The sequence below is a fragment of the Marinicauda sp. Alg238-R41 genome, from assembly GCF_947331485.1.
GTDB lineage: Bacteria > Pseudomonadota > Alphaproteobacteria > Caulobacterales > Maricaulaceae > Marinicauda > Marinicauda pacifica.
In genome coordinates this window covers 228,803-247,484 of record NZ_CAMZOJ010000001.1, presented here as the reverse complement: position 1 = coordinate 247,484, position 18,682 = coordinate 228,803, and the positions used below count along the sequence as shown (strand labels likewise).

Below are 18,682 nucleotides of genomic sequence, written 5' to 3'. Positions count from 1 at the left end.
GACTTTCGTCAGGAAAGAGGTATCCCCGAAGCCCCGGCTCAGCCTGCGGCGCCCCGGGTTTCGCCCATCACACTCTCTGAAATCCCGGGCAGAGCGCAGCGCAGACCTGAGAACCTGAGAGAATAGCCCGTCACTCGGTCTTGCGGGTTTCGGTCACGGCGAGGCTGATCAGCATCTGTTCGATCTTCTCGCCCGGTCCCGAGACCCGGTCGAGCTTCATGCGTTTCAGACACGACCTCAGACCGTTCGGCGGGTTCCAGTATTTTGCCGCCCGCGCCACTGTGCGCGCCCGGTCCAGCTTGGTCGCGGTATGCTCCTTCAGCCATTCCAGCGCGAGCTTGAGCGCCTGCTCCTCGCCGGTGAGGTCGCTGCCGAACGGATAGTCGGGCAAATGGCCGGCTTCGCGCGCCGTCTTCAGCGCTGCCTTCACGCGATCCGGCGTGTTCTGCCGGGCCTCGTCGGGCAGGGTGAAGCCGGCCTCGACCTTGCCGGCCGCCCGGGCCGCGTCCAAGAACTCGTCCTGAAACCGGCTGTCGCAGATGCGGGCCAGGCGCACCGCGACCTCGCGGTCGGTCTGGCCGCGCAGGTCGGCAATCCCGTACTCGGTCACGACGATGTCGCGCAGATGGCGCGGCACCGTCACCTCGCCGCCGGTCCACACGATATTGGACTGCACCTTCCCGCCCGACGACCGCGTCGCGCGCACCAGGATGACCGAGCGGCCATCTTCCAGCGCATGGCCCATCGCGGCAAAATTATACTGGCCGCCGACGCCCGACACCACGCGTCCGTCCTCCAGCGTATCGGACAGCGCCGCGCCGCGCCCGTTCACCCGCATGGCCGAATTGAAGAAGCGCGCGTCGCGCCGGTCGCGCCTCGACTGGGCTTCGTCGCCGAACAGGTCGTTGATGAAGGAGATCCGGGTCATCGACAGGGCCTCGCGCAGCTCCGGCTCGAGATCGCGCAGGCGCTCGTACAGGCGCGCGGGTCCCAGATAGAATCCGCCATGCAGGCTGATGCCGTTTTCGGCCTGGCGACGCACCACCCCGTCCTCGAACAGGGTCAGCAGCCCGTCGGTGACCATTTCGCTGCAGGCGTAAAGTCCGGTTGCGAAGGGCTCCACACCGCCGAGCCGGTCGCGGACGGCGCGGTCCTGCGGGCTCTGCAAGGCCAGCAAGATCCGCTTGAAGACCGCATTCTCGCTCTCGCGCAATCTCAGGGCATGGCTGACGGCATCCGACAGCGCGCCTATCCCCAGTTGCAGTGTTCCGCCGTCGCGCATCAGGCTCGCCGCGTTCAGGCCGATGGCGTGATCGGCCGCGCTGACCGACGGCGCGGGAACCGGGAAGAGCGTGTAGCGCCCCGCGTCGTAGATAGCGTCAAACCAGTCGCGTTCGACACGGGCTTCATGTCCGAGGAATGGCAGACTAGCGTTTATTTCTCCGAGGATAGCGACGTTATCGCCGCGCGCAGCGCGCCGTCTGAGCTCCGGAACCAGGTCCAGGGACAGGTCCGGGTTGCAGGACAGCGAGAAGCCTTTTCCCCCGGGTTCGGGGGCGACCATCTGGGCGATCACGTTCAGCCCGGCATCGAGGATATCGCGAGCCGCCATCGTGTAGTTCGAGCTGACATAATTGCGCTGGGCATAAGCGTTGTTCAGAAGCGATCCCGGCGGCAGGAAGAACTCCTTCACCGTGACATTGTCCGGCAGTGCGTTGCGCGACCTGTCGCGGGCGTAGTCCAGCTCGGGATAGCCCTCGTAGAGCCGCTGCGAAATCGGATCGAGCAGGCGGGCGGCCAGGGCGTTCGGGGCCCGGGGCGCCTGCAATGTCAACGCGGTATAGATGGTCAGGTCGATCGAGGCATCGGCCCTGGCGCGCTGGTAGAACGCATTGGCCAGGTGATTGGCCTTTCCCAGAGCCAGCGGCAGGCCGAGCACGATGCGCGAACCGACATGGGCGATGGTCTGCTCGACGACCGCGTCCACGTTCGTGAAGTGCGAGCGTCCCTCGGGCAGGGTGAAGGCGGCAGGCGCGCTCATGCGGTGAGAGATTTCCAGCCATCATCCGGTTTGAAACGCGCGGCCTCGTGCTCCTTCTGCAGCGCTTTCAGGGAGGATACGACCGTTTTCACGCCCCGCTCCCTCGCATACGCGATCGGCCCGCCCCGGAAGGGCGCAAAACCAGCTCCGAAAATCAGTGCAGCGTCGATTTCGTCGGAGTCCGATACGACCTCCTCGCGGATCAGCGCTGCACAGGCATTGAGCAAGGGCAGGATCAGCCGGTCGGCCATGGCGTCGAGACTCTCCGGATCGCATTCGTCGTCATCAAGGTCGTCCTTCTCCGGCTCGCCATCCTCATAGGTATAGAAGCCTCGGCCCGATTTGACGCCGAAATGTCCCTCTTCCACAAGGTCGCAAATACGTTGCGGAATTTCGCCGACCTGTTCGGGAAAGGCCTCCTTGAGGTGGCGGGCGACATCAAGCGCAATGTCCAGACCGACATGGTCGGCGACCTCGACGGGGCCTTGTGCCATGCCGAAGCGTTCTGCGGCAGCATCGATCAGCTCCGGCTTGTAGCCTTCCTCGAGCATGCGAGCCGCTTCAAGCAGGTAGGGCGTGAGCGCGCGATTGACGATGAAGCCTGGCGAATCCGCGCACGAGACCGCCGTCTTGTCGATCGCGACGGCAAAGGCGGCGGCCTGTGTCATGGCGCGCTTGGTGGTGCGCCCGGCCTTGACCACCTCGACCAGCGGCATCTTGCGAACCGGATTGAAGAAGTGCAGCCCCACAAGGCGCCCCGGCTTCTTCAGCGCGCCGGCCATGTCTTTGAGACGCAGGCTCGACGTGTTCGTCGCGATCAGCGCCGTGTCCTTCATGCGGCCTTCCAGCTCGCCGAAAACGTCGCTTTTCAGCTCGAGCTTTTCCGGCAACGCGTCGATGACGAGATCAGCCTTCTTTACCCCGTCCCCGGCCAGGTCGGCGATGAAACGGTTGCGCGGTGGACGCAAATCGCCGCGCGACTTGATTTCGTCGTCCTCGGTCTCGAAGAGGCGATGCGCCTTTTGCACGGCCTTTGCCAGAACGTCCCTGTCGATGTCGGTCAGGGAGACCTCGAATCCCTTCAGCGCCGCCCAGGCCGCGATCTCCGCGCCCATCTCCCCGGCACCGATCACGTGGACATGGCCGATCTCCAGCTTGCCGGGAGGCAGCTCGGCCTGATGCTTCATCTTCTCGCGCAGCATGAAGACGCGGCGCAGATTTTTGGAGGTTTTGGTCCGGGCGAGGTCTACGAAGAGATCGGTCTCCTCCTCGAGAAGATCGCGGCTGACCCCGTACTCCTCGAACGCGTCGATCATTCTGAACGGTGCGGGGTAGTGCTCTTCGCGCAACTTCTCAGAGGTCTTCTTGCGCATCTGACGGGCGGTAAGAGCGCGCGCCGGCCGGGTGTCCAGCGCCCCCTCCTTGAAGGATTTGTGCGCCTTCTTCCCGCGCTTGCCCTTCCTGATTGCGGCACGAGCGGCCGTGCGCAGATGGCGTTCCGGGACGACCTCGTCGAACAGGCCGGCCGATCTTGCGGTTTCGGCATCAAGGGTCTTGCCCGTGAGCACGAGTTTCATGCCCTCGGCCGCGCCCAGGAGAGCGGGCAGGCGATAGCTGGCGCCAAGACCGGGTATCAGTCCCAGCTTGACCTCGGGAGACCCGGCCTCAGCGTCGGTGCGTGCCACACGACGGTCGCACGCCAGAGCCACTTCCAGGCCGCCGCCCAGGCAGTGGCCGTGGATCATCGCAACGCTTGCGCATGGCAGCGCCTCGAAGCGGTCGAGCAAGGCTTTGCCGTCTTCGAGCACGCCGCGCAGCACCTCTTCTTCAAGTTCGCCCAGCATCTCGATATCGGCGCCGGCAATGAAGCCCGCTTCTTTCTTCGAATACAGCACGATCCCGTTGGGCGGATTCTTCTCGAAGCCGGAGATGACGGTTTCAAAGGCATCCAGAACCTGACGGTCCAACGTGTTGGTACTCTTGCCGGGGGCATCGAGCCCGACCCAGGCGATGCCTTCATCGTCGCGTTCGATTGTCCACATATCGGCCATCGGGTTTCCTCAAAGGCTGCTGACAAGCATGGCGCCGCCCTGGCCGCCGCCAATGCACTCAGTCGCAATGGCACGCTTGCCGCCCGTGCGCTTCAGCGCATTGAGAGCGTGCAGCACGATGCGGGTTCCGCTCGCTCCGACCGGATGGCCGAGACTGATGGCCCCGCCATCGATGTTCAGCTTGTCGCGCTTGATCGTGCCCAATGCGCTGTCCAGGCCGAGGCGGTCCTTGCAGAATGCCTTGTCCTGCCAGGCCGCCAGACAGGCGAGTACCTGCGCGGCGAATGCCTCGTTGATTTCCCAAAGGTCGAGATCGTCCAGCGAGAGTCCGTGCCGCGTGAGCACGGGCGTGGAGGCAAGCACGGGGCCAAGGCCCATGCGCTTGGGGTCCAGTGCCGCCCACTCGCTGTCCTCGATCACGCCCAGCGGTTCGGCGCCAAGCTTTTCGGCGGCCTCCTCGCTGGCCAGGATCAGCCAGGCCGCGCCATCCGTGACCTGGGAGGAATTGCCCGGGGTGACCTGGCCGTGGGGCGGCTCGAAGGCAGCGTCCAAACTTGCCAGCTTGTCCATCGATGTGTTCGGACGCACGCCGTCATCACGGTCGTAAACCTTGCCGTCGGGAGAAAAGAGCGTGACGACCTCTTCTTCCAGCCAGCCCTCGTCCTGCGCCCGGGCCAGTCGATTGTGGCTGCCTAGCGCGTAAGTGTCGGCGGCCTCTCTCGTAATCTGCCATTCATGGGCGAGAACTTCTGCGGTTTCGCCCATGCCGAGGTCGACGACATCGTCGGTCAGACCCCTGATCAGACTGACGACCGGCTCGGCCATCCGCGGGCGAAACTCGGCAGCGACCTTCAGGCGTTCCTGCGGTGATTTCGCGCTTCTTAGATCGGCCAGCCACCCGGCCGTTTCCGATTTCAATTCCAGCGGCGCATGCGAAAGGGCATCGGTTCCGCCCGCCAGGATCACGTCGGCCCGGCCGTCCGCGATGTATTTGTAGCCGGTATCGATCGACTGCATGCCTGAGCCGCAATTCCTCTGCACCGAGAACGCCGGGATGTCGTCGCCCAGTCCGATGCGCAGCGCGGCCACGCGCGCCGTATTCGGCGCTTCGGAGGTTGGCGCCCCGCAGCCCAGTATAACCTCCTCAACCGCGGCCATGGCCTCGGGTTGGCGCAACATGAGCGCCTGTCCGGCTGCCACGGCCAGATCGACCGGCGAGAATGGCCCCGGCCGGCCCCGGGCCTTGATGAAGGGTGTGCGCGCGCCGTCAATGACGACTACGCGGCGTCCTGATCCTTGCGTGCGCTGGGCGATAGTGTGGCTCCCTGAAGTTCTTCGGGTTCGAAATCGTCCGTGACAAGCACATCACGGATGAGGCTGTCCGTCCGATCAATCTCGGCGCGCTGTTCCTCGGTCAACACGCCGTTTTCCACGGCGGTATCAAGTTTGACCCCGGCCTTCTTCACCTTCTTCAGCAATTCGTCGCGCTGGACGACTGCCGCGAAGGCGGCTTCGATCCGGCCCAGCGGCTCGTCGGGTTTGCCTACGAAAACACCCCGGGTCAGCCGGTCGCGCGTGGCGCACGGCGTGGTGATCAGGTCCGCAACCTTGTTCATGAGTTTGTCGGAGGGCGGGCTGCGATGCATCCCCACCGGGGCCAGTATGGCCGAGGTAAGCATGCGCCAGTGGAGGCCGGGGAAGTTCCGCACGACGCTCTGGAGGCGCTCCTGAATCCGGTAGAGTCCGTCTTCGAAGCACCAGTCGAGGAGTGGCCGGTCGGCCTCGGGCCGGCCATCGGCTTCAAATCGCTTAAGAGCGCCGGACAGAAGGTAGATCTCGGCCAGAACGTCGCCTAGCCGCGCAGACAACGTCTCCTTGCGCTTGAGGGCGCCGCCTAGCACGCTGAGTGCCGTTTCAGACATCACCGCCAGGCGCACGCTCGCGTGCGAAAGCGCGCGGTAATAGGACGCCAGGTCGTCTGCGCCTTCCGGCGCGTAGGCAAACCGGCCGAATGTCAGGCCGTGCGCCACACTCCGGGTGAAGTTCTTGACGTCATGCCAGACATGGGCAAACAGCAGCTTGTCGAAGTCTTTCAGGCCTTGTTCGCGGTCCGTGTTGGCGACCGCTTTCATCTCGTCGAGAATATAGGGATGGCACCGGATCGCGCCCTGACCGAAGATGATCAGGCTGCGGGTCAGGATATTGGCGCCCTCCACGGTAATCGCCACGGGGATGGACTTGTACGCGGTCGACAGGTGATTGCGTGGCCCCTCGCAGATCGCCTTGCCCCCATGGATGTCCATGGCGTCGTTAACCGCCATGCGAAGCCGCTCGGTGGCATGGTATTTCATGATTGCGGAGACCACGGCGGGTTTCTCGCCCGCGTCGATCCCGGCTGTTGTCAAAAGGCGTGCGCCATCCAGCAGGTAGGCGGTCCCGGCGATGCGGGCCAGCGGTTCGCGGACCCCCTCGAATGCGCTTACAGGCAGTCCGAACTGATGGCGAATGCGCGCGTAGGCGCCGGACGAATGCGCAGCGACAGCGGCGCCTGCACAACTCATGGATGGCAGGGAAATGCCCCGGCCCGCTGCGAGAGCGCCCATCAGCATTTTCCAGCCCTGGCCGATCTGGTCACGGCCACCCAGGATCTGGGTCAGGGGCACGAAGACCTTCTCGCCGCGCACCGGCCCGTTCATGAACGAGATGCCCGAGGGGAGGTGTCGCCGGCCCGTGTCGAGCCCGGGCGTATCGGTGGGCACCAGAGCGACCGTGATGCCCAGATCCTCCTCACCACCCAGAAGGCCGTCAGGGTCAGACATCTTGAAGGCGAGGCCGGCAATCGTCGCGACCGGGGCCAGCGTGATGTAGCGCTTGTTGCAGGTGATCTCGACGCCGAGCGTCTTTTCGCCGTCAACCTCGCGCTCCACCACGACGCCGAAATCGGTCATCGCGGATGCATCCGAGCCGGCTTCGACCCCTGTGAGGGCGAAGCAGGGTATTTCCTCGCCGCTGGCCAGGCGCGGCAGGTAATGATTCTTCTGTTCCTTCGTTCCGTAGAGCATCAGCAACTCGCCCGGGCCGAGTGAGTTGGGCACCATGACCGTGACGGCCGCGGTGATCGAGCGCGTGGCGATGGTGCGCACGATCTCGGAGTGGGCATAGGCGGAGAAGCCCTTGCCACCGTACTCGGTCGGGATGATCATCGCGAAGAATCCGTTGGAGATCAGAAACTTCCAGACCTCGGCGGGCAGGTCGCGCTGCTCATGCTCGATTTCCCAATCGTCCAGCATCGCGCACAGGGTCTGCAGCGGGCCGTCGATGAAGGCCTGCTCGGCGTCGCTCAGCGTCCCGACGGATAGTTTTTGCAGATACTCCCAGTCCGGTTTTCCGGACATGAGTTCACGATCCCACCAGACGGTGCCGGCCTCGATGGCCTGGCTTTCTGTGTCTGACATTTCGGGCAGCACGCTTGCGTACCACTTCATCAGCGGCTTGCTGATGGTATTCGCACGCCAATTCGACATCGAAGGCCCTCCCAACTGAGACCGGAACTTGTTCCTCGTGGAACGCAAGAGTTAGGAGCGCAGTTCCTTCGACGACAGGGCGGCAAGGCGACGCACGCGTGCATTTTGCTGCGCTGCAGCTTTGCCAGCGCTCAGCTTTGTCCGCCGTGCTTCGCAGGCGCAAAAACCGAACATACGCTTCTTCAGGACAATGATACCATGGCTCTCCCCCTCCGTGCCTTTTCAGTTTCGGCTTCCCTCGCCACACTTGCGGCGGCCAGCGCAACGGCGCCGGCGCTCGCCGGCGGGTTCCAGATCAAGGAATACTCCGCACGCGACCTCGGCCTCGCACAGGCCGGCAACACCACGCTGGCTGCGGACGCGACCACCGTTTTCTCCAACCCGGCCGGAATGACCAAGCTGGACGGGCTGCAGGTCAATGGCGGCCTGCAATATATTATCGGCGACGGCGAATTCTCGAACGGCGGCTCTGTCGACGCCCTCGGCAATCCGCTCTCGGGCGGCGATGGCGGAGATCTGTTCCAGGACACGGCTGTCCCCAGCCTCTACATTGCCGCGCCGATCAACGACCGCTTGTGGGTTGGCGCATCGGTGGCGGCACCCTTTGGTCTGTCGACCGACTATGAGCCCGATTGGATCGGACGCTATCATGCGGTCGAATCCAATCTGATGGCGGTCGATCTGAATGCGAGCCTCGGCTACCGCGTGAATGAATGGCTGTCCCTCGGTGGCGGTGTGAGCGCGCAGTACGCCGATGTGGAGCTCAGCAACGCGATTGATTTCGGCGCGGTCTGTCTGTCGCAGGTCGAACCGGGCGCGCCTGGAACGTGTTCCGCCATAGGTGCTCTGCCCCAGCAGGCTGACGGGTTTGTCCACCTGGAGGGCGATGACTGGTCATTCGGCTGGAATCTGGGCGTGCTGCTCGACGTCAGTCCGGGTACCCGGATCGGTATCGCCTACCGCTCTGAAGTCAGCCACGACCTGGAGGGTGAGGCGGACTTCACCGTCCCCACGGCTATCGGCCAGATTATCGACCCGGCGTTTACCGATACCGGCGCGAGCGCGCCGCTGGACCTGCCGCAAACTGCCTCTATCGGCATCCGCCATCAGCTCAACAGCGAATGGGCCGTAATGAGCGATGTGAGCTGGACCGGTTGGGAGGGCAATCTTGAAGCGCTCGAGGTCAACTATGCCAACCCGGCGCAGCCCAGGACGGTGGAAGAGCTCCGCTACCAGAACACGTTCCGCTATGCCATCGGCGCCGAGTACAGCCGCTGGGACGATCTCACCCTCCGCGCCGGTCTCGCCTACGACAAGAGCCCGTCCGAGGGCGATTTCCGCTCTGCGCGCACCCCGGACGCGGATCGCGTGATCGCAGCCCTTGGCCTGTCCTGGACGCCGCGCGAGAGCGTAACGGTCGATGCCGGTTACCAGCATCTCTTCTTTGCCGATGCCCCGATCGATCAGGCCGGAAACTCCGGAGACCGGCTCGTCGGCGAGTTCGACAATTCGGCTGATATCGTCGGCGTTTCGCTGAACTGGCGTATGTAGGCGCCAGCGTCAGATCAGGACCATCTGCAGGCCCGGGCCCAGCCCGGGCCTGTTTCATATTCAGGCGCTCGACAGAGGGTTCACGCGATCCCATATCGCGGCTACTCGCGCACGGCTTTTGCGCCCGCGATCCAATGCGCGTATGGAACGGCGCCTCATCTCCTTGGTGAGCGCACTCTCAGGCTCTGGAGCACACCATGACTGAAACAGACTCGTCATCGGCGCTCGTCCTTTTTTCCGGCGGCCAGGATTCTGCCACCTGTCTGGCCTGGGCGCTGCAGCGCTATGAGCGCGTGGCGACGATCGGCTTTGATTATGGGCAGCGCCACGAGGTGGAGCTTCGGGCCCGGGAGCGCGTGCGTGAGCAGATCGTCCAGATTAATTCGGACTGGGCGGTCAGACTTGGTGACGACCTGCTGGTCGATCTTTCTGGATATGGTCGCCTTGCAGAGAGCGCGCTGACAGCCGAGCGCGAGATCGAGATGGGCGAGAAGGGGCTGCCGACCACCTTCGTGCCGGGACGTAACCTCGTCTTCCTGACCGTGGCTGCCGCGCATGCCTACCGGCGCGGCACCGCGGTGCTTGTCGGCGGCATGTGCCAGACAGACTATTCCGGTTACCCCGATTGCCGGGCCGACACCCTCGCAGCCCAGGAACGCGCGCTGGCCCTGGGTCTGGACCAGCCGATCAAGATCGAGACGCCGCTGATGGACCTCACCAAGGCCGAGACGTGGCAGCTGGCCCAGTCGCTGGGCGGGGACCGGCTTGTCCGCCTGATCGTGGAGGAGACCCATACCTGCTATCGTGGCGTCCGGGGCACGCTCCACGCCTGGGGATACGGGTGCGGAGATTGCCCGGCCTGCGAGTTGCGCGCGCACGGCTGGAATGGATTCAGCGGCGGCGCCTCATGACCTATTCCGTCAAGGAAGCATTCCTGACCGTTCAGGGGGAGGGTGGCCAAACCGGGCGCCCTGCCGTGTTCCTGCGCTTTGCCGGTTGCAATCTCTGGACCGGTCTGGAGCGCGACCGCGAAACGGCGATCTGCCGGTTCTGTGACACTGATTTTGTCGGCACGGACGGGCAGAATGGCGGCAAGTTCAAGACGGCCGAAGCGCTGGCCGAACATGTTCTTTCCTTCTGGCCTGGAGGCGGCCGACCCCTGGTCGTCTGCACCGGCGGGGAGCCCCTGCTCCAGCTTGACCCTGCCCTGATCGACGCGCTGCATGCGCGCGGCTTTGAAGTCGCGGTAGAAACCAACGGCACAATTGCCGCGCCCGCCGGACTGGACTGGATTTGTGTCAGCCCGAAATCAACCGCGCCTCTCGTGCAGACCCGCGGTCACGAACTCAAGCTTGTCTTCCCCCAGGCTGATGCGCCGCCGGAAGCCTTCGAGCATCTCGATTTCGAGACCTTCCGGCTTCAGCCCATGGACGGCCCGGAGCAGATGGCGAACGCAAAACAGGCGTTTGAGTATTGTCTCCGCCACCCGAAATGGGCGCTGAGTCTGCAAACGCATAAATGGATCGGCGTCGATTAACTGATTGCGACAATCATTCTCACTATCTCGCAAGACGTGAATAAAAAATTCTACACAGGTTTGGTTGGGCAAAATTACAAAAATAGGCCAATTAAAATAGCCATTTAGTGAACCCACTCAGTGAGCAGGTAATAATTTTTAATAACCTACTGATATCGTAGTAACGATCTGGAAGCATTCTCGGTCCCATGAAGCGGCCTCATCAACCCAATTGATGCAGGATCTCACGGGACAGATACATGAAACACACCCTTTTCTTAGCGCTTGCAGGCGGTCTGCTGATGGCTGGTACAGCGCACGCTGAAACGACCCAGCGCGACCTCGAAGTCATCGGTCGCGCGGTATCATTCATGCAGGGCGGGAGCGGAAGCGATCGCACCGTGGCCATCGTCTACGACGCGGCCAGCGCGGCAGAGGCGGAGGCGCTGCACGCGCTGATGTCCGGTGGCATGTCGGCGGGTCGGGTGACGCTGACATCGCGCCTCGTTCCTGCAAGCGATGCGTCCTCCGTCGCTGGTGCGGATGCCGCGATCATGCTTGGCGCCGCCGCCTCCAGCCCGACCGCTACGGCCGTGACCTCGCAAGGCGTCCTCACGGTCTCGACCGACCTCGGTTGCGTTCAGAGCGGCGCGTGCGTGATGGGCGTGCAAAGCAGCCCGGCCGTACGGATTCTGCTGAACCGCGGCGCGGCCAGCACAGCCAACGTCAGCTTCGAGACCGCATTCTCGATGATGGTCGAAGAACTCTGACCCTTCCAATACATATCTCTATCAGGATACTCCCCATGAAAACCGTTCTTCTCGGCTCGGTCGCCGCCCTTGTTGCGGCCGCCTCCGCCTCTGCACAGTCCATCGACTACGCCACCATGCAAGACATGTTCGGCGAGCCGGTCACGCTCGGCGCTACCGGCGCCCCTCAGCGCGCGTCCGAAGTGCCCGCCACCATGATCATCATCACGCGCGAGGACATAGCTCGTTTCCCGGCGCTTGATATCGCCGACATTCTTGGCCGCTATGCTGGTGTCGATGTGGACCGCTACACGCGCGGCCAGGCGGACGTATCCATCCGCGGATACAATCAGCCGTACAACCCGCGTCTTCTGGTCCTGATCGACGGACGACAGGTCTATCTCGATCACTATGCCTACGTGAACTGGTCGGCTCTGCCCGTGCAGCTGGATGAGATTCAGCAGATCGAGGTCGTGAAAGGCCCCCAGGCAGCCCTATACGGGTTCAACGCGGTTTCCGGTGTGGTGAATATCATTACGCGTGACCCGAGCCAGGATGAATGGGCGTCCGTAACGGCAAGTGCAGGGAGTGGCGAGTACCGTGAAGCCTCGGGCGTGTTTGGCCGCCAGCTCGGAGAGCGGTTCGCCGTTCGCGCCAGTCTCGGCGCCGGAAAAGCCGACGAGTTCGACGGGGGTGTGCGCGGTTCGGAGGAAGGCTACACTGCGAACGAGCCTTGGGATCGTGTCCGCGGCGCACTCGAGCTCCAGGGCCAACTGACTGACTCGATCCGCTTCAGTGCAGAAGCGACCTATGCACATACGATCCAAACGGAATTGCTGCCATACTACCAGCTTGGCTATACCGATACCCAGCTTGCCTCCTACAAGGGCGAGCTTGAGGCCGATACCGGACTCGGGCTCCTGAGCGCCCGTGTGTACCGCAACGACGCTTATGTTGGTTACTCGACCACCTCGGCGCAGAGCGACAATATCCCGTTCGATAACTCCGTTACGGTCGGGCAGCTCCAGCTCCTTTCGAAAGTCGGAGCCAACAATACGCTTCGCTTTGGGGCGGAGTACCGGCATAACGAGCTGGATCCCACGCTCTCAGCTTCTGATGGTGTTACCGAGTACGATGTCGCCTCCTTGTCGGCGATGTGGAATCGTACGCTGACCGCCACACTCGAAGCAACGGGTGCCGTTCGTTTCGACTCATTGAGCCTTTCGCGTACGGCCTCTCCCAATCCGGCCCTGTCGGTCTTTGACCAGGCTGACTACGATCGCACGATCGAAGAGTTTGGATATAATTTTGCACTCGTCTGGATCCCGGCCGCCGGCCATACGGTTCGTGCGAGTACGGCACGAGGGGTCCAGGTCCCGAGCCTGGTCGAGTTCGGCCTGGCTCATTCCACCAGGGTTTCGACGCCGTTCGGCACGATACCTGTGGGTATCTCCGGAGACCCATCGATCGAGCCTGCGATCGTGACGGCTTACGAGCTTGCCTATGAAACAGGCTTGGGCCAGTCGGCACGCTTCCAAGCGGCGCTCTTCCGGACCGAGACCGCAGACTACAAGGGGATTTTCGGCACCGCCCATGATTTGCTGCCGCCAGCCGCACCGACGCTGCAATTCCTGTTTTCTAATCAAGGCGATACAACCGTCAATGGTCTGGAGCTTAGCCTTGAGGACGCCAATCAAGCCGATGCTTGGCGCTGGCGTCTGAGCGCTACGGCTCTGGACGTCGAGGACGACCTGACGGTCAACCAGGTTGCCTTTGTGTATCCTGTGGACTTCGAAGCGAGCACCCCAAGCTATCGTCTAAAGGCCGATCTGGGCTGGACCCAGGGTCGCTGGAGCCTTGATGGTTTTGCGTCTGTGACCGATGAGCACACCGCAATCCGGCAGGCGCAGTTCGGACTTATCACGCGCGAGGCGATTGACAGCCAGATCGAACTGTCCGCTCGAGCTGCATTTGCGCTGACTGATCAGCTCACCGTTGAAGCCAATGCCGCGCAGCTGAACTACGGCGGCGGCGAACGCGTCAATGCTGGACCCGAGCTCGAGTCCCGTTTGTGGGCGTCGGTGACAGCCTCCTTCTAGATCCCGCGTCGCCCAGACCGGGTGGCACTTGGCCACCCGGTCTGGCAGCGCTTTGTTTACCAAGGCGACTTTAAAGACAGAAATATTCGGCATCGTTTTCGGGACAGGTGCCTGTACGAGAGAGAACGTCAATGACGCACCCTAATCGCTTTGCTTTCCGCAACTGGCCCTTCCTGATCAAGTTTGCCTTTGCCCCTGCGCTGGCCGTCCTGGTCCTTCTGGGTGTGGCAACGCTGGGTGTCGCTACGCTGAACTCGGTTGCCGAGATGAAGCAACGCACGGTCAGCCAGATGGACGCCTCTCTCGAGCTGGTCGAACTGGTTGGCGCCCTGGAGGCCATCGACGCTGACGTCTACCGCTTGTTGACCCAGCAGGCCGCCGGTCGGGCCGCGGACGTTGCCTCCAGCTTTGACAGGCTCATGAACCGGGTCTCGGTGCTTCGTGAAGAGGTCGCCGCGCTTCAAACCGAAGCGGCCACCCCAGACCGTCAGGCTGTCCTGGCGCGCATTGTCGAACAACTCGAACTCTATGAGGGCGGGCTGGAAGTCGTGGGTTCGATGCTCGAACTCGACTTCGCCAGCGCGGTCGGCTTCCTTGATCCGTTCAACGAGGTTTTCGATACCCTGAATGCCGACATCACCGTTCTCACGTCGAGTGCTGCGGTTGAAGCTGAGCAGACCGCAACCGAAGCAGACCGTGCGAGCAACCGGGCAACGCAGATCTTCGCAGCGGTCATCATTGTGGCCGCACTGGCCCTGGCGGCCTTGACCTGGGGCTTCGGGCGGGCGGTGGGCCGGTCGGTTCGCGGCATTGCCGAGGCGACCGAGAGCCTCGCCGCGGGCCGGTTCGATACCGAAACCGGTCATCTGGCCCGCTCGGACGAGCTTGGCGCCATCGTGTCCAGTCTCGCCACGTTCCGGGCAAACGGCCGTCAGGCGGAGAGCCTGAAAGCCGAGCAGCTTCAAGCCAGCGAAAAGCAGGCCCAGCGCGCCCGCCAGATCGAAGCCCTCGTTCACGAATTTGAAGTCGTGGCCAAGCGTGCGCTCGAGAGCGTGACGCGGTCGGCCGGCTCCATGAACGCCGCCGCGCAGGAAATGCTGAGCCATTCGGGTGAAACCGAAGGCCAGGCCAGCGACGTCGCCGGTGCGAGCGAAACGGCGTCCGGTGCCGTGGCGACGGTCGCGTCTGCCGCTGAGGAACTGTCTGCCTCGGTCTCCGAGATCGTCCAGCAGGTCGACCGGTCCTCGAGCGTGTCGCAGCGGGCCCTCGACCGCATCAACCGCGCGGGCAGCGAGATGGCCCAGCTTACGACGGCATCGAATCAGATCAGCGAAGTGCTCAAACTGATTTCCGACATTGCCGAGCAGACCAATCTTCTGGCCCTCAATGCCACCATCGAGGCGGCCCGGGCCGGCGAAGCGGGCAAGGGCTTCGCGGTCGTCGCCAGCGAGGTCAAGACGCTCGCCAGCCAGACGGCCAGCGCGACAAGCCAGATTTCCAACCAGATCGCCCAGATGCAGGGTGCAACCCAGTCGGTCGGTCAGGCGGTGGAGGAAATGCGCAGCGTCATCGACGAGCTGAATGCCGTCAGTTCGGCCATCTCTGCAGCGGTCGACCAGCAGCGCGGCGCCGCCAACGAGATCGCCTCCTCGGCCCAGAGCGCGGCCGGCGATACCCGGCGCGTGTCCGAGAGCATCCAGCGTGTGACCCGGTCAAGCCAGGAGACCGGCCAGAAGGCGCAGTCCGTGGTCGAGATCTCGACGTCGGTAGAACGTGAAACGTCCGAGCTCGATGCTCAGACCAGTGAGTTCCTCAACCGCGTGCGCGCTGTTTAACGTCCAGCCAATCGATCAGGTCCGGCGCGTCCTCCGGGGCCGCGCCGGGCCCGCTTCGCTCTTTGAGGCGTAGCCACTCGGTCGCCTCGCGGGCGTCATGAAAAGACGCATAGGCACCGCCAGCAGCGACGAAGGCCGTACCCAGCGCCTCCATGCTCTGAAGGCCCTGTTCGCAGACGAAGGCAAGACGTTCGACCCCGGCCGACACCAAAGCGGTCCCGGTGTCGTCTTGAAGGGGCGGCTCAGCGCAGCTCTTGCTGCACAGGCGCGGCCCGCTGGCGATCATGACGCCATAGGGCTTGACCTCAGGACACATACTGACGAGTTCGCAAATCCCGTTGACCAACATGTCGGGCGTCCTGCAGTCCTCCAGAACGACAACCAGCATTCCGTCGTCTATTTTCCAGTCCGAGATAGAGATCGCCTGATCCTCCAGAAACGGTCGCAGCCTTGTTCGGCTACGCTTCACGCGTGTAAATACAGCGATTAGATGCAATCAAAGACTAATAAGATATTCAGCGTGTGTGCTTGGATGGAGCGTGGCGCCAGGGCCGCGTTACGTGCAGCCGCGCGTGAGGTATGGCCGCGAAGGCAGCATTGCCTTGAAATTTGACTGGCGAAGCGATAGCGCTCAACGCTGATGAGGGTGCCTGCATCGCCGGGTGTCCGTTTTTCAACAAGAGATGCGCTGGACGGGCTGCCCGCCCCGCAGTGACGGGCAGGCGCTCAGACGCCATACGAGGACGTTTCATGGCTTACGATGCCGGCGCGATTGAGCCGAAATGGCAGGATTTCTGGGAAGAGAACGAAGTCTTCAAGACCGAGATGGATCTCTCCAGGGAGAAAATCTACGTCCTCGACATGTTCCCGTACCCGTCTGGCGCCGGCCTTCATGTCGGCCATCCCGAGGGCTACACGGCAACCGATATCTACTCGCGCTACAAGCGGATGCGCGGATTCAACGTGCTTCATCCGATGGGGTGGGATGCCTATGGGCTGCCCGCGGAGCGCTACGCAATGCGCACGGGCGTTCACCCGGCCGTGACCACGAAGAAGAACATCGCCACCTTCCGCGGCCAGATCAAGCGACTGGGCTTCTCCTATGACTGGAGCCGCGAGCTCTCGACCACCGACCCCAAATTCATTCGCTGGACGCAATGGATCTTCCTCCAGCTCTACAAGAAGGGTCTGGCCTACCAGGCGGAGGTGCCGGTCAACTGGTGCCCGGCGCAAGGCACGGTGCTGGCCAATGAAGAGGTGAAGGACGGCAAGTATGTCGAGACCGGAGACCCGGTCGAGCAACGTCTGATGCGTCAGTGGATGCTGAAGATCACCGCCTTTGCAGATCGCCTGCTGGAGGACCTCGAGGACGTCGACTGGCCTGAAGGCATCAAGGCGATGCAGCGCAACTGGATCGGCCGATCCGAAGGCGCGGACATCACGTTCGAGATCGAAGGCGCCGGCGAGCGCTTCACGGTCTTCTCCACTCGTCCAGATACGCTCTACGGCGCGACGTATGCAGTCCTCGCGCCGGAGCACCCCTTGGTCGATGCGATCATGACCGACGAGCAGCGCGAGGCGGTTTCAGCCTATCGGAAGAAAGCTGCCGAAAAGGATGAAGAGGAGCGCACCGGCGAGGACGCGGGCAAGTCCGGCGTATTCACAGGCGCTTACGCCATAAACCCGGTCAATGGCGAGCGCCTTCCGATCTGGGTCGCGGACTATGTGCTGATGGGTTACGGCACGGGCGCCATCATGGCGGTCCCGGCCCACGACACGCGCGATCACGAGTTTGCCAGGCTCTACGACCTGCCCATTCGCGAAGTCGTGCAGTCGCCTCCGGGCCACGACATCCAGGCCGAGGCCTGGACAGGCGACGGCGTGGCGGTCAACTCCGGCTTCCTGGACGCGATGACCGTGAGCGATGCCAAGGCGAAGATGATCGCCTGGCTCGAGCAGGAGAAGCTCGGCGCGGGCAAGGTCCAGTACCGGCTGCGCGACTGGCTCTTCTCGCGTCAGCGCTATTGGGGCGAGCCCTTCCCGATCCTGCACAAGGCCGACGGGTCTATCGTTCCGGTCCCGGAAAACAGCCTGCCGCTGCTGCCGCCGGAACTCGACGACTACAAGCCGACCGAGGACGGCCGTCCGCCGCTCGAGCGCGCCGAGGACTGGGTGCGCACGACCGATCCCGAGACCGGCGAGCCGGCCCTGCGCGAGACCAATACGATGCCGCAATGGGCCGGGTCTTGCTGGTACTATCTGCGCTTCATCGACCCGGACAACGAGTCCATGCTCGTCGACCCGGAAAAAGAAAAATACTGGATGCCCGTCGATCTGTATGTGGGCGGGGCTGAACACGCAGTGCTTCACCTGCTCTACGCGCGTTTCTGGCACAAGGTGCTCTACGATCTCGGCGTCGTGTCGACCCGCGAACCGTTCCAGCGCCTGTTCAACCAGGGCATGATCCTGGCCTATTCCTATCGCGACGACGCGGGCAAGTATTACGAGCCGGGCGAGATCGAGGACCGGGACGGCAAGTATTTTGCCGGAGATACCCCGGTCACGCGCAAGATCGATAAGATGAGCAAGTCGCGCTACAACGTCGTCAATCCTGATGACGTCGTGTCTGAATATGGCGCGGATTCGCTCCGCCTCTACGAGATGTTCATGGGCCCGCTTGATGTCACCAAGCCGTGGCAGACCAGCGGGGTGGGCGGCATGAAGCGCTTCCTGTCGCGTGTGTGGCGGGTGGTGCTGAACGACGAGGACGAACTCGATACGCTCAAGGTCGGCGATTTTGCCGGCCGGGAAGACTTGGTTCGTCTGCGCCACAAGACGGTCCGGGCCGTGACCGAGGACCTGGAAGGGCTCAGGTTCAACACGGCGATCGCCCGCCTGATGGAGCTGACCAACGCGCTGACCGGCACCGAGGAGCGCCCGCGAGAGGTTGTCGAGACGCTGGTTCTGCTACTGGCCCCGATGGCTCCCCACATTGCCGAGGAGCTCTGGAGCAAGCTGGGCCATGAAGAGACGCTGGCCTACGCCCCGTGGCCCCAATTCGACGCCGATCTCGCCAAGGACGACCTGACCGAATACGTGGTGCAGGTGAATGGCAAGGTCCGTTACAAGATTGACGGAGCGGCCAATCTCGACAGGGAGGCGCTGATGGCATTGGCCAAGGCCGATGCGCGCGTCCAGACGCTGCTTGCGGAGAATACCGTGATCAAAGAGATCGCGGTTCCCGGCAAGCTGGTGAATTTCGTGGTGAAACCGAAATAGGCATGGTGGGCCGGGAGACCGGTCCGCCGGCCCACCC

12 protein-coding genes are annotated in these 18,682 nt (G+C 63.2%); 7 read left to right on the top strand and 5 right to left on the bottom strand.

Features of this window, described 5'->3' with window-relative positions; translation table 11 throughout:
• Positions 1 to 130 precede the first annotated feature (130 nt).
• From PGP17_RS01105 to PGP17_RS01090, 4 genes are read right to left on the bottom strand one after another with little or no spacing between them, the layout of a single operon-like run.
• Positions 131 to 2,041, bottom strand: coding sequence for an acetyl-CoA hydrolase/transferase C-terminal domain-containing protein (locus PGP17_RS01105; protein ID WP_270373810.1), 1,911 nt, complete (start codon positions 2,039 to 2,041; stop codon positions 131 to 133).
• A complete protein-coding gene (locus PGP17_RS01100; protein WP_270373809.1) occupies positions 2,038 to 4,092 on the bottom strand; it encodes a 3-hydroxyacyl-CoA dehydrogenase NAD-binding domain-containing protein in 2,055 nt (684 codons plus the stop codon). Before PGP17_RS01100 ends, PGP17_RS01105 begins: the two co-directional genes overlap by 4 nt.
• Positions 4,093 to 4,101: 9 nt before the next feature.
• Positions 4,102 to 5,406, bottom strand: coding sequence for an acetyl-CoA C-acetyltransferase (locus PGP17_RS01095; RefSeq protein WP_442915126.1), 1,305 nt, complete (start codon positions 5,404 to 5,406; stop codon positions 4,102 to 4,104).
• A complete protein-coding gene (locus PGP17_RS01090) occupies positions 5,370 to 7,616 on the bottom strand; it encodes an acyl-CoA dehydrogenase (protein WP_270373808.1) in 2,247 nt (748 codons plus the stop codon). Before PGP17_RS01090 ends, PGP17_RS01095 begins: the two co-directional genes overlap by 37 nt.
• Before the next feature lie 198 nt (positions 7,617 to 7,814).
• Between PGP17_RS01090 and PGP17_RS01085 the strand changes: the two genes are divergently transcribed.
• The 6 genes from PGP17_RS01085 to PGP17_RS01060 all read left to right on the top strand — a co-directional run bounded on the left by PGP17_RS01085 (position 7,815) and on the right by PGP17_RS01060 (position 15,366).
• The gene (locus PGP17_RS01085) at positions 7,815 to 9,167 is read left to right on the top strand and encodes an OmpP1/FadL family transporter (protein ID WP_270373807.1); all 1,353 of its coding nucleotides are present in this window, start codon (positions 7,815 to 7,817) and stop codon (positions 9,165 to 9,167) included.
• Positions 9,168 to 9,364: 197 nt separating this feature from the next.
• The gene (gene queC, locus PGP17_RS01080; RefSeq protein ID WP_270373806.1) at positions 9,365 to 10,078 is read left to right on the top strand and encodes a 7-cyano-7-deazaguanine synthase QueC; all 714 of its coding nucleotides are present in this window, start codon (positions 9,365 to 9,367) and stop codon (positions 10,076 to 10,078) included.
• Positions 10,075 to 10,704, top strand: coding sequence for a 7-carboxy-7-deazaguanine synthase (gene queE / locus PGP17_RS01075; protein ID WP_135944884.1), 630 nt, complete (start codon positions 10,075 to 10,077; stop codon positions 10,702 to 10,704). The genes queC and queE overlap by 4 nt, the downstream gene beginning before the upstream one ends.
• 239 nt (positions 10,705 to 10,943) lie before the next feature.
• The gene (locus PGP17_RS01070; protein ID WP_135944883.1) at positions 10,944 to 11,453 is read left to right on the top strand and encodes a hypothetical protein; all 510 of its coding nucleotides are present in this window, start codon (positions 10,944 to 10,946) and stop codon (positions 11,451 to 11,453) included.
• Between the two features lie 35 nt (positions 11,454 to 11,488).
• Positions 11,489 to 13,531, top strand: coding sequence for a TonB-dependent receptor plug domain-containing protein (locus PGP17_RS01065; protein WP_270373804.1), 2,043 nt, complete (start codon positions 11,489 to 11,491; stop codon positions 13,529 to 13,531).
• Between the two features lie 131 nt (positions 13,532 to 13,662).
• On the top strand, positions 13,663 to 15,366 hold the full coding sequence (locus tag PGP17_RS01060) for a methyl-accepting chemotaxis protein (RefSeq protein WP_135944881.1): 1,704 nt from the start codon (positions 13,663 to 13,665) through the stop codon (positions 15,364 to 15,366).
• Here PGP17_RS01060 and PGP17_RS01055 read toward each other — a convergent pair.
• Complete coding sequence (locus PGP17_RS01055) at positions 15,344 to 15,835, bottom strand: hypothetical protein (RefSeq protein ID WP_270373803.1); 492 nt, start codon at positions 15,833 to 15,835, stop codon at positions 15,344 to 15,346. The genes PGP17_RS01060 and PGP17_RS01055 overlap by 23 nt on opposite strands.
• Positions 15,836 to 16,116: 281 nt before the next feature.
• On the opposite strand from PGP17_RS01055, the gene leuS reads away from it, so the two are divergent.
• Positions 16,117 to 18,645: a leucine--tRNA ligase gene (gene leuS, locus PGP17_RS01050; protein WP_270373802.1), complete on the top strand. Its 2,529-nt coding sequence runs from the start codon at positions 16,117 to 16,119 to the stop codon at positions 18,643 to 18,645.
• Positions 18,646 to 18,682: the final 37 nt, after the last annotated feature.